The organism is Romboutsia sp. MSSM.1001216sp_RTP31141st1_G3_RTP31141_220114 (assembly GCF_039031195.1).
GTDB classification, from domain to species: domain Bacteria; phylum Bacillota; class Clostridia; order Peptostreptococcales; family Peptostreptococcaceae; genus Romboutsia_C; species Romboutsia_C hominis.
Genome location: NZ_JBCIUO010000009.1, coordinates 61,475 through 74,044, shown reverse-complemented (window position 1 = coordinate 74,044; position 12,570 = coordinate 61,475). Strand labels below are relative to the sequence as shown.

General features: G+C 29.1%; 12 protein-coding genes and 1 other annotated feature. Of the genes, 10 read left to right on the top strand and 2 right to left on the bottom strand.

Annotated elements, in window-relative coordinates:
* The first annotated feature begins 270 nt into the window (after positions 1-270).
* The 7 genes from ABCP60_RS12270 (at position 271) to ABCP60_RS12240 (ending at position 6,810) form a co-directional block, all read left to right on the top strand.
* Complete coding sequence (locus ABCP60_RS12270) at positions 271-1,680, top strand: aminotransferase class I/II-fold pyridoxal phosphate-dependent enzyme (protein WP_343101828.1); 1,410 nt, start codon at positions 271-273, stop codon at positions 1,678-1,680.
* Positions 1,681-1,853: 173 nt separating this feature from the next.
* Entirely contained in the window at positions 1,854-2,543 is a 690-nt protein-coding gene (locus tag ABCP60_RS12265) for a thymidylate kinase (RefSeq protein ID WP_092921504.1), read from the top strand.
* A gap of 2 nt (positions 2,544-2,545) precedes the next feature.
* On the top strand, positions 2,546-3,481 hold the full coding sequence (locus ABCP60_RS12260) for a DNA polymerase III subunit delta' C-terminal domain-containing protein (RefSeq protein ID WP_343101827.1): 936 nt from the start codon (positions 2,546-2,548) through the stop codon (positions 3,479-3,481).
* A complete protein-coding gene (locus ABCP60_RS12255) occupies positions 3,478-4,353 on the top strand; it encodes a stage 0 sporulation family protein (protein ID WP_092921500.1) in 876 nt (291 codons plus the stop codon). Before ABCP60_RS12260 ends, ABCP60_RS12255 begins: the two co-directional genes overlap by 4 nt.
* A 142-nt stretch (positions 4,354-4,495) precedes the next feature.
* The gene (locus ABCP60_RS12250) at positions 4,496-5,248 is read left to right on the top strand and encodes a tRNA1(Val) (adenine(37)-N6)-methyltransferase (protein ID WP_343101826.1); all 753 of its coding nucleotides are present in this window, start codon (positions 4,496-4,498) and stop codon (positions 5,246-5,248) included.
* Entirely contained in the window at positions 5,249-6,082 is an 834-nt protein-coding gene (rsmI, locus tag ABCP60_RS12245) for a 16S rRNA (cytidine(1402)-2'-O)-methyltransferase (protein WP_092921495.1), read from the top strand.
* A 26-nt stretch (positions 6,083-6,108) separates the two neighbouring features.
* Positions 6,109-6,810 (top strand): HD domain-containing protein, encoded by a 702-nt coding sequence (locus ABCP60_RS12240; protein WP_092921493.1) that lies wholly within the window; start codon positions 6,109-6,111, stop codon positions 6,808-6,810.
* 105 nt (positions 6,811-6,915) lie between these two features.
* Here the strand turns inward: ABCP60_RS12240 and ABCP60_RS12235 are convergent, their stop codons facing one another.
* Positions 6,916-7,344: an Lrp/AsnC family transcriptional regulator gene (locus ABCP60_RS12235; RefSeq protein WP_092921491.1), complete on the bottom strand. Its 429-nt coding sequence runs from the start codon at positions 7,342-7,344 to the stop codon at positions 6,916-6,918.
* Between the two features lie 17 nt (positions 7,345-7,361).
* On the bottom strand, positions 7,362-8,804 hold the full coding sequence (locus ABCP60_RS12230) for a nicotinate phosphoribosyltransferase (protein WP_092921489.1): 1,443 nt from the start codon (positions 8,802-8,804) through the stop codon (positions 7,362-7,364).
* A 172-nt stretch (positions 8,805-8,976) separates the two neighbouring features.
* Between ABCP60_RS12230 and ABCP60_RS12225 the strand changes: the two genes are divergently transcribed.
* From ABCP60_RS12225 to metG, 3 genes are all read left to right on the top strand, one after another.
* Positions 8,977-9,558, top strand: a complete 582-nt coding sequence (locus ABCP60_RS12225) for a nucleoside recognition domain-containing protein (RefSeq protein ID WP_240276228.1) — start codon at positions 8,977-8,979, stop codon at positions 9,556-9,558.
* Entirely contained in the window at positions 9,559-10,083 is a 525-nt protein-coding gene (locus tag ABCP60_RS12220) for a spore maturation protein (RefSeq protein ID WP_092921485.1), read from the top strand.
* Between the two features lie 145 nt (positions 10,084-10,228).
* Positions 10,229-10,520 (top strand) — a binding site (T-box leader).
* A gap of 67 nt (positions 10,521-10,587) precedes the next feature.
* Entirely contained in the window at positions 10,588-12,561 is a 1,974-nt protein-coding gene (gene metG / locus ABCP60_RS12215) for a methionine--tRNA ligase (RefSeq protein ID WP_343101829.1), read from the top strand.
* Positions 12,562-12,570: the final 9 nt, after the last annotated feature.

Genomic DNA, 12,570 nt, shown 5'->3' with positions numbered 1-12,570 from the left:
AGTTAAGCTCTTTAGCGCTGATGGTACTTGGGGGGCGACCCCCTGGGAGAGTAAGACGTAGCCACGTAATCTTTTTTTATGTCTAAAATTAAATAATGATTAAAATTATTTTTATGAGTATAAATAAGGTCGTTGATAGATTATAATAGTATCAACGACTTTATTTGTATTTATATACGAAAATTAATTGATAAATATAATACATATTAAATAAGTATTAATTTATTATATTGATTATTGGTTAGATCTAATCATTAGAAGGAGAACAAAATGAAAACAGAGATTATTAATCATTTAAGAGAAATCGTAGAAACTAATCTAATATCATTTCATGTGCCAGGTCATAAGTTAGGAAAAATTTATGACAAACTTGGATACTCTGATATAGTTAAAAATATATATAAAATGGACACAACTGAGATACCAGGAACTGATAATTTACATTCGCCAGAAGGAATAATAAAAAAATCGCAAGAAAGGGCTTCTAAGGCTTTCAAAAGCGATGAGACATATTATCTTGTAAATGGAAGTACATGTGGGATACAAGGGGCTATAATGGCTTTATGTAATCCTAAGGATAAGATAATTGTTAATAGAGATTGCCATCAATCTGTTATAAATTCATGTATATTAGCTGATATAGAACCTATATATATACTTTCTAAAATTGACAAAGAAACTAATATACAAGAGGGAATAGATATTGAAGAATCTAAGAAGATAATAGACAATAATTTAGATGCTAAAGCTATTTTACTTACATATCCAACTTACTATGGAAAAACTTTTGAATTAAAGGAAATATGTGATTATGCACACAAGCACAATATAGCAGTAATAGTAGATGAGGCACATGGGGCGCATTTAGGTTTAAGTGATAGATTACCAAAGACTGCCCTAGAAGAAGGTGCAGATATAGTAATTCAAAGTACTCATAAGACATTACCTTCATTTACTCAATCATCAATGATACATATAAAAGGAGATAGAGTGGATAGACAAAGATTAAGTACTATGCTTAGAATAATAGAGTCATCTAGTCCTTCTTATATTCTTATGTCTTCATTAGAATTGGCTGTAGATATATATGAAACTAAAGGTAATGAATTAATGGAAGAACTTTTAGATAATATAGAGCAATTTAAAGAAAAAAATAAAAATACAAGTTTTGATATATATAATGAGGATGACAAAACAAAGTTATTTTTATCTTCTAAAAAACTAGGAATGACGGGATATGAATTAGAAGATCTTTTAAGAGAAAAGTACAATATACAGGTAGAATTAGCCAATTATTATGGAGTACTTTTAATATGTACTATAGGAAATACTAAAGAAGATTTAGATAAATTATCCGAAGCATTAGAAGACATGTCGAATAGATATAAGAAAGATTCTTATATAGAATGTCTAGAATATCCAGTAGTAATACCAGAAAAAGCACTAAATCCTAGAGAGGCATTTTATAAAAATAAGAAAAGTGTTAAAATATATGAAAGTATTGGACAAATTTGTGCCGAATATGTAATACCGTATCCTCCAGGAGTGAGTTTGTTGTCTCCAGGAGAAGTAATTACTAAAGAAATAATAGATTATGTAATTTTATGCCATAAAAAAGGAATGAATATAAATGGAATAAAAGATTTGAATTTAGAATTTATAGAGATTATAAGTGACTAATATAAATGATTATAAATTTTAGATAGACTCAGTTTAATATGTTATGTCAGTTAATCTATTATTCTATTAATGTATCTTATACATAATTAAAAAATAAATCAAAATATATAAGACTAAATAAAGAATTACGGAGGTGATACCTGGTTAAATATTTTTTTAATCAGGATATAAATATGAAGGGAAAGTTAATAATCATAGAAAGTGGATCAGATGCAAGCGGAAAGGCCACTCAAACAAAGAAGTTATATGAAAGACTTTTAGAAGATGGATATAATGTTAGAAAGGTTGAATATCCAAACTATGATGGAGAATCATCAGCACTAGTTAAGATGTACTTAAGAGGAGATTTTGGAAGTAAGCCTTCAGATGTAGACCCGTATATAGCATCTACATTTTATGCAGCAGATAGATATGCATCGTTTAAAACAGAATGGGAAGAGTTCTACAATAATGGTGGTATAGTACTTGCAGATAGATATACAACATCTAATATGGTACATCAAGCTTCTAAAATGGCTAAAGAAGATAGAGATAAATATTTAGATTGGTTATTTGATTATGAGTTTAATCTATATAAAATTCCACAACCAGATTGTGTAGTATTTTTAGATGTTCCAATAGAGTTTAGTAAAAAACTTATGGAAAATAGAAAAAACAAAATAACTGGTGAGGATAAAAAAGATATACATGAAAGTGATTTAGATTATTTAGAGAAATCATATAACAACTCTTTATATATAGCTGATAAGTATAATTGGGAAAAAATAAACTGTGTAGAGGAAGAAAACCTTAGAAGTATAGATAGTATACATGAAGAGATATACAAGGTTGTAGAGGATAAGATAAAATCTGTGGAGAGATAAATATGTACTTTGAAGATATAATAGGACAAGAGTTTGCTAAAAAATACTTAACAAATTCTATAAACAATAACAAAATAAGCCATGCATACATGTTTGAAGGAATAGAAGGTATAGGAAAAAAGAAACTAACCGAGGAATTAGCAAAATTATTGCTAGATATAAGTGATGTTAATAATAGCCCTGACTATATAGAGATAAAGCCAGATGGAAATAGTATAAAAATAGCACAAATAAGAAAATTACAAACAGATATAATTATAAAGCCTCATAAAGATTATAAAATATATGTAATAAATGATGCACATAAAATGACAGTTGAAGGTCAAAATGCTCTTTTAAAGACGTTAGAAGAGCCACCACAGTATGCTATAATAATTCTTGTAACATCTAATAAAGAAGCTCTTTTAGACACTATAAAATCTAGATGTGAAATAATTAAATTCTTACCTATATCTCTTATAGACTTAAAAAAATACCTAATACAAAAAGGTGTAGATGAACAGAGAGCTCAATTGTTAGCTACTTTTTCTAGAGGTAGTATAGAAAAAGCATTAGAACTGTCTGAATCTAGTGAGTTTGCTCTTATGAGAGAAGAAATACAATCATATATAGAAATACTTCTTGATAAGAATATAGTTGATATATTAGATATATCGTTAGATATAGAAAAATATAGAGGAGATATATTCAATATTTTAGATATTATGATTAATTATTTTAGAGATATTATGTTTATAAAAGAAAAAATTGACAAGAACATGATAATAAATTCCGATAAAATTACTTTTTTACAAAATATGAGTAAAAAAATTAGCTATTCTCAAGTGTCTAAGATTATTGATATAATAGAAGAGACAAAGAAAAAGATAAGAAGCAATTGTAACTTTAATATAAGTATGCAAGTTATGGCTTTGAATATATATGAGGTGATTAAATGATAAAGATAGTGGGTGTTAGGTTTAAAAATGCAGGTAAAATTTATTACTTTGATCCTGTTGATTTAGAAATAGAGAAAAATATGGATGTAGTAGTTGAAACTGCAAGGGGATTAGAATATGGTTCAGTGGTAGTAGGGCCAAAGGAAATATCAGAAGAAGAGTTAGTTTCACCATTAAAACCAATCATAAGAGTAGCTACAGAAGAAGATACTAAAATATATCTTGAAAACAAAGAAAAATCTAAGGAAACTTTTGAAATATGCCAACAAAAAATTAAAAGCCATGGGTTAACTATGTATTTAATAGATTGTGAATATACATTTGATAGAAATAAGCTAATTTTCTATTTCACAGCAGAAGGCAGAATAGATTTTAGAGAGCTTGTAAAAGATTTAGCATCGATATTTAAGACTAGAATAGAATTAAGACAAATTGGGGTTAGAGATGAAGCTAAAACAATAGGTGGATTAGGACCATGTGGTAGAAGTCTTTGTTGTTCATCATGGTTAGGAGATTTCCAACCAGTATCTATAAAAATGGCAAAAGACCAAAGTTTATCATTAAACCCTACAAAAATATCAGGAATATGTGGAAGACTGTTCTGTTGCTTAAAATATGAGCATGATGTGTATGCAGAAGCGATAGATGTTATGCCATCAGTAGGAGCATTAGTTAAAGTTGAAGATGGAAAAGGACGAGTTATAGAAATAAATCCATTATTAGAACAAGTTAAAGTTGAATTTAATGATAAGACTATAAAAGTATATCTTAAAGATGATGTTAAGGTATTACAAGAGCCTAGAAAATGTGGTGGATGTCAAAATGATATAGATGAAGCTACATTAAGAGAGTTAAAGAAACTAGAAGATTAATTTTATATAACTAAGGGGGTAGGATTTTTCCTACCCTTTTAGATAGAATAAATATAATTGATAAAGAACTTAATATAGAAAATATTAATATATTTAGTAAAGTATTTGACAGTCTTAGAGTAAGACATGAAAGGAGATATATATGGAAGTACAATTAAAGGAAACAGAAAGAATAGATGACTTGCAATTGAAAGGTCTTAAATTAATACAGGATAAAACTGGATTTTGTTTTGGTATAGATGCAGTATTATTAGCTAATTTTGCAAAGGTTAAAAAAGGAGCTAAAGTAGTAGATTTAGGAACTGGAACAGGTATAATACCAACACTTATAGCAGGAAAAAGCCAAGCGAGTAAAATAATAGGTGTAGAGATACAAGAAGAAGTATATGAAATGGCTACTCGCTCTGTAAAATTAAACAATCTACAAGACAGAGTGGAAATAATAAATTCTGACATAAAAACAATAGATAAAACACTAGAAGTACATGGCTATCATGTAGTTACATCAAATCCTCCATATATGCACATGGATGGTATAAAAAACCCTAATGATAAAAAGATGATATCAAGACATGAAGTTAAATGCAACTTAGAAGATGTTATAAGAGCAGCATCAAGGCTTACAATGCCTAAAGGAAAGTTTTTCATGATACATAGACCTACAAGACTTGTAGATATAATAGAGTTAGGAAGAAAATATAGACTAGAACCTAAGCAAGTTCAATTTATTCATCCAAGAGCTAATAAGGCACCAAACCTAATACTTGTAGAGTTTGCTAAAGATGGAAGACCAGAATTGAAAATACTGGACCCATTATATGTATATGGAGAAGATGGAAACTATACAGATGAGATAAAAGCAATATATGCAAATGAAGATATAGGAGAAGAGTAAATGAGCGGAAAGTTATATGTATGTCCAACACCTATAGGTAATTTAGAAGATATGACTTATAGAACAGTAAGAATTTTAAATGAAGTAGATTTAATAGCAGCAGAAGATACAAGACATAGTATAAAGCTTTTAAATCATTTTGAAATATCTAAACCATTAACTAGTTACCATGAACATAATAAAGATTCTAAAGGAAGTTATCTTATAGATAAATTATTAAATGGAGAAAATATAGCATTAATAAGTGATGCAGGAATGCCTGGAATAAGCGACCCAGGTGAAGAAATAATAAAGCAAGCAATAGAAAATAATATAGAGATAGAAGTATTGCCAGGAGCTAGTGCATCTATTATAGCTTTAGTTGGTTCAGGGCTAGAAACTAGAAAGTTTGCTTTTGAAGGATTTTTAGATAGAGATAAGAGAGTAAGAAGGCAACAATTAGAAGAAGTCAAGGAAGAAAGAAGAACTATAATATTCTATGAATCACCACATAGATTAAAAGATACTTTAAAAGATATGCTAAAAATATTAGGAAATAGAAAAATAGCAGTAAATAGGGAGCTTACTAAAAAATATCAAGAAGTAATAAGAGAAGATATTGAAACAGTAATTGAAATATTTAATGAAAAAGAAGTAAAGGGTGAATTTGTATTAATAGTAGAAGGATTTAAAGGTGAGATAACTAAGAAAAATAGCTATGATGACCTTAATGAAAGAGAATATGTTATTGCATTACTAGAAGAAGGTAAAAATAAAAAAGAAGCTATAAAAATAGTATGTAAGGATAGAAAACTACAGAAAGATATAGTATATAAGCAAGTTTTAGACCTATAAAATAAAACTAACTTGGGGTGGCTAAAATGGAAATTAAAGATATGTTGTTAGAAAGTTTAGTGTTTGAAAATACATCAGAAAAGTTTAAAGAATTAGATAGACTTAAAAAATTAGAAAAAGTTATATTAAAATTAAATGGCATGAAGGAAGTAGGAGAATGTAAATTTCATGTAGTAAATGTCTATGAACATTCTATAAAAGCCTTAGAAGAGTTTGAAGAAATGCTCAAAGAGGGAGAATTTTTCTCAAGTCATTTAAGAAACAATATAAAAGAATATTTAAATGAAGATATGGATGGTCATATAAAAAAGATTCATCTATTAAAATTAAGTATATTCTTACATGATATAGGTAAAGCAGACAGTAAAACAGTAGATGATACAGGAAGAGTACATTTTAGAGGGCATGAGATAGTAGGAGCTAAAATTTCAAGAGAATTAGGAAAAAGCCTAAATCTTGATGAAAGAAGTATAGAATTGATTGAAAAATATGTAAGATACCATATGGTACTCTTAGCTCTATATAAGAAAAATGATATGAGTAAAGAAAATCTTACAGAGTTATTTGATATTTTAGGAAAAGACTGTATAGGAGTGTTTATATTAGGCTATTGCGATATAGTAGCAACAAGAAAACTACTAAATCCAAATGAAGATATGAATATAATAAAGGTGTATATGGAATATGCACTTACGAATTATATCTATAGATATAAGCAAAGTTCATAATATAAATATTAGTTAGCTAGAATATATATTTTTAAAGAAAAGAAGTCAATGTAAAATAGTAGTTACTTTACATTGACTTCTTTTTTGATAATATTGGATCAATTTTTATAATATAGCCTTAGCTTGTATTGGTGTTGATAGTATAACTGAAGTTTTAGTAGAGCCGATTTTCTTTATTGTATCAATAACGTTTTCAAGTTCATACATGTCTCTAACTACAACCTTTAATAGTGAGCAGTCATCTCCTGTAACATGATGACATTCAACTATTCTTGGATCTTGACGAGCTACATTAATAAACTCTTCATACTTATTGCTAGGTAAAGATATGTGTATAAAAGCTTTTATAACTCTACCTAAAGCATCAGGATTAACTATAGCTTTATAACCTTCTATTATTCCTGATTCCTCTAGCCTTTTAACTCTTTCAGAAACAGCTGGAGAAGTTAGTCCAACTATTTTACCTAAATCTTTCATTGAAATTCTACCATCTTGTTGTAGAATGTCTATAATTCTGTGATCTGTAGCATCCATTTTGAATCCCCCTTGTATTAAGATGATTTATTATAGAAATTTTTAGAATCTATCATGTTGTTTTTTAGGTCCCAAAGGTCCTTAGATAAATCTACTTTGTAAGTTTGAGGATTAGAAAATCTTCTGTACTCATCCCATAAAGTGTTTAACTCATTTTGTACATAATCTCTTATTTTCATAACAGGTTTATGCTCATACATACATTTACCATTTATAAATAAAGGCTTATGAAGCTCTTTAACTGTATAGTTATTAAAAACTTTTGATTTCCAAGTGTATACAGGATGGAATACAGTAAGAGGCTTAGATTCATCTATTTTCTCATCATGCAACATTATTAAATCTGCTTCAGCCTTGTTATCTTCATTATAAATTCTTATAACTTTTTTATATCCTGGGTTATTTATTTTTTCAGGATCTTCTGATAATTTTATCTTAGGTTCTATTTTATCGCCATTAAAAGATGCAGCTAACTTGTAAACTCCTCCCAGAGACGGAGAGTCAGCAGATGTTATCAATTTAGTTCCAACACCCCAAGAGTTTATAGCAGCACCTTCAGATTTAAGATTAGATATAGTATGCTCATCTAAGTCATTAGATGCTGTTATACTAATATCAGTAAAACCTTCTTCTTCTAATGCTTTTTTACATTCTTTAGATAAATAGTGTAAATCACCAGAATCTAATCTAATACCTAAAGGCTTGTGACCTTTTTCTCTTAAGTTTTTGAATACTTTTATAGCATTAGGAAGTCCACTATTTAATACATTATAAGTGTCTATAAGTAAAAGGCATTTATCTGGATATATGTCGGCATAAGCTTCAAATGCCTCTAATTCTGTATCAAATTTTTGAACCCAGCTATGAGCTTGAGTTCCTACTACAGGAACATCAAATAATTTACCTGCTAAAACATTAGCAGTAGCATTACATCCCCCTATCATAGCAGCTCTAGCACCATATGTACCGGCATCAGGACCTTGAGCACGTCTAAGTCCAAACTCAAACACTGGATCTCCTTGAGCAGCAAAACAAACTCTAGATGCCTTCGTTGCTATAAGTGATTGAAAATTAACAATTGTTAATAAGGCAGTTTCGATTAATTGGGCTTGATATAATGGAGCTTTTACAGTAAGTATAGGCTCATTTGGGAACATTATAGTACCTTCTTCAACTGAGTATATATCCCCTGTAAATTTGAAATCCTTCAAAAACGTTAAAAATTTATCAGAAAAAAGATTTAGGCTTTTAAGATACTTTAAATCTTCATCGGAAAAATTTATGTTTTTTATATACTCAACAAATTGATCTATACCACACACTATTGTGTAGCCCCCGTTGCAAGCATTTTTTCTAAAAAACATATCAAATACTACAACATCTTCATGGATATTTTTTTCAAAATAACCATTTATCATAGTGAGTTGATACAAATCAGTAAGAAGTGTTAAATTTCTCATTGCATTTCTCCTTAAATATATATAATTATAAAATCACTTCGTATATGGATTAGTATGAAAAGCTAGTTGATTAAAAAACCCCACATATATACTAAAACACAATATAGTGCAAGTTTCAAGTATAAAGTAGTATATATAAATCATAAAATTTATCTAGAGGGGAGGCGATTTAATGGCAAGAATATGGTTTTATATGATTGCTATAGGAATAATAGGAAGTATGGTGTTTAATAATCTAGGAGAACTAAACAAAGTAATATTAACAGAAGCATCTAAAGGAGTAGAATTTGCAATAAGTTTGGCTGGGGTAATGGCTCTTTGGATGGGGATAATGAACATAGCAAAAGATGCTGGATTGATAGAAAAAATTGGACAAAAACTAAACCCTATAATGACAAGACTTTTCCCATCCATACCAAAGGGACATAAAGCTATGTCTTATATGGTTATGAATATAGCTTTGAATATGGTAGGGGCAGGTAATGGAGCTACAGCATTTGGACTAAAGGCTATGGAAGAACTACAAACTTTAAATCCTAAAAAGGATACAGCGACAAATGATATGATAATGTTTTTAGTCATTAATATATCATCAATTCAGTTAATACCATTTACTATGCTCAAAATAAGAATGGATTTAGGTTCTCAAAATCCAAGTCAGATAATAGTAACTACACTATTTGCAACAACAGTATCAACAATAATAGCTATAATAACCTGTAAATTATTGCAAAGTAAAAGGAGGTTAAGATAGATGGAGCTATTTTCAAATATACTTGTCCCTCTAATAATACTTTATATAGTTATTTATGGAAGACACAAAAAAATAGATATATATGATAGTTTTGTAAAAGGAGCAATAGATGGTCTTAAATCAGCTTGGTCTATAACACCTTACATAATAGGGATATTCTTAGCGATAGGGATATTTAAAACTGGGAAAGGAATAGAAATGCTTGAATTTTTATTTAAGCCAATAGCAGAGCTAATGAGTATACCAAAAGAACTTATAGGATTAATAATAGTAAAACCTCTTTCAGGAAGCGGTGCACTTGGAATGTATACTGAATTAGCACAAAGAGTAGGTATAGATACTATAATAGAGAAAATGGGATCTACAATAGTTGGGGCATCTGAAACAATTTTTTACACAATGGCTATATACTATGGAAGTTTAAAAATAAAGAACACTAGACACACACTAACTTGTGCTATGATAAGTCATATTGCAGGAGTTATAGCATCTGTATTTATCTGCTATATATTATTTACAGCTTAATATTTCTATAAAATGTACAAGATGGTATAATTAAAGTGTAAAAACCAATTGACATTAATTTATTAATTATATAGAATTAGTTTTAAATAGTAACAAGATTACATAAAATGAATAAAATATATTTATTTAGTAAAATATAGAAATATATAAAGCTGAGAAGAGAAGAGTAAATAAGGACTTTTTCTACAGAGAGCTAGGTTAGGTGAAAGCTAGCGTCAAAGAAATTATTGAAGATGGCCTCGGAGCTTTTTTATCTGAATAATAGAGAGTTCTATTTTTAAGATAAAACGGTTAGACACGTTATAGTCTGCTAAGATATCTAAAGTATTATAAGATACCATATTGATATGAGTAAACATCAATAAGTTTTAACTTTTAAAGTAGTATCTATAAATTTAGATAATTAGGGTGGTACCGCGAATAATCTCGCCCCTATGTATATCATAGGAGGCGAGTTTTTTAATACAAAGAGTTTCAACTCTATATTAAAGGTTAAAAATATAAATATATACTAAAAATAAATCAGGAGGTAAGAATATGACAAAACCAACTTTCTATGTAACAACTCCTATATACTACCCAAGTGGAAACTTACATATAGGACATACTTATACAACTGTTGCAGCAGATGCAATAGCAAGATTTAAACGTTTCTGTGGATATGATGTAAAGTTCTTAACAGGAACAGATGAGCACGGAGAAAAGATACAAAAAACTGCTAAGGCAAAAGGTATGACTGAAATAGAATACTTAGATGGGATGATAGCAGATATACAAAAATTATGGAAGACTATGGATATATCATATGATGATTTCATAAGAACTACACAAGATAGACATAAGGTAATAATCCAAAAGATATTCACTAAGTTATATGAACAAGGAGATATATACAAAGGAGCTTATGAAGGTAAGTATTGTACTCCATGTGAAAGTTTCTGGACAGAATCACAATTAGTAGATGGAAATAAGTGTCCTGACTGTGGAAGAGAAACTTATGATGCTAAGGAAGAAGCTTACTTCTTCAAATTATCAAAATATGAAGATAGATTAAGAGAATTATTTGCTGACCCTAACTTCTGTTTCCCAGTATCAAGAAAAAATGAGATGGTTGCAAACTTCTTAGATAAAGGATTAGAAGATTTATGTGTAACTAGAACTACATTTGATTGGGGTATAAAAGTACCATTTGATGAAAAACACGTAATATACGTTTGGGTAGATGCTTTATGCAACTATATAACAGCTTTAGGATATATGAGTGAAAATGATTCAGAATACAAAAAATTCTGGCCAGCTAATGTTCATATAGTAGGTAAAGAAATAATGAGATTCCATACAATAATATGGCCAGCTATACTTATGGCTTTAGGTGAAGAAGTACCTACACAAGTATATGGACATGGATGGATATTATTTGATAATGATAAGATGAGTAAATCAAAAGGAAACATAGTTTACCCAGAGCAAATGATAGAAAGATACGGAGTAGATGCTCTTAAATACTTCTTATTAAGAGAATTTGCATTTGGTCAAGATGGTAACTATACTCATAGAAACTTTGTAACTAGACTTAACTCAGATTTAGCAAATGATTTAGGAAACTTAGTAAGTAGAACAGTTGCAATGGTTGAAAAATATAACGGTGGAATAATACCAATGCCAAAAGCTACTACTGAATTTGATGCTGACTTAAAAGAAACTGCTAGATTATCAGTAGAAAATTTTGAAAATGAAATGAACAAACTTCAATTTAATGAAGCATTAGAAAGTGCTTGGAAATTAATAAGAAGAACTAACAAGTATATAGATGAAACTATGCCTTGGGCTTTAGCAAAAGATGAAGCTAACAAAGATACTTTAGATACAGTATTATACAACTTATGTGAATCTATAAGAATAGTAGCTACATTAATAAATCCAATAATGAACGCTACTGCTAAAAAAATATACTGTCAATTAGGAATAACAAATGAAGAATTAACAACTTGGGAAAGTGTTAAAACATTTGGATTAATAACTGAAGGAACAAAAGTACACAAAGGTGAATCTTTATTCCCAAGATTAGATATAGAAAAGGAAGTAGAAGAATTGAACGAATTATTTGCAGAAAAGAAAGACGTAGTAGAAGAAGTAGCTCCATTAGAGCACAAAGAAAACATAACAATAGATGAATTAGATAAAGTTGAACTAAGAGTAGGTAAAGTTTTAAGCTGTGAAAAACATCCAAAAGCAGATAGACTTTTAGTATCTCAAATAAAATTAGGTTCAGAGACAAGACAAATCGTATCTGGAATAGCTAAATGGTATAAGCCAGAAGATATGGTTGGAAAAGAAGTTATAGTTGTTTGTAACTTAAAGCCAGTTAAGCTAAGAGGAGTAGAATCTCAAGGTATGATATTAGCTGCTGGAGATGATGGTGATGATTTAATAGTACCAGTAGCAACAGGTGCTAAGGATGGATGCGAAGTTCGTTAATTAGTTAGG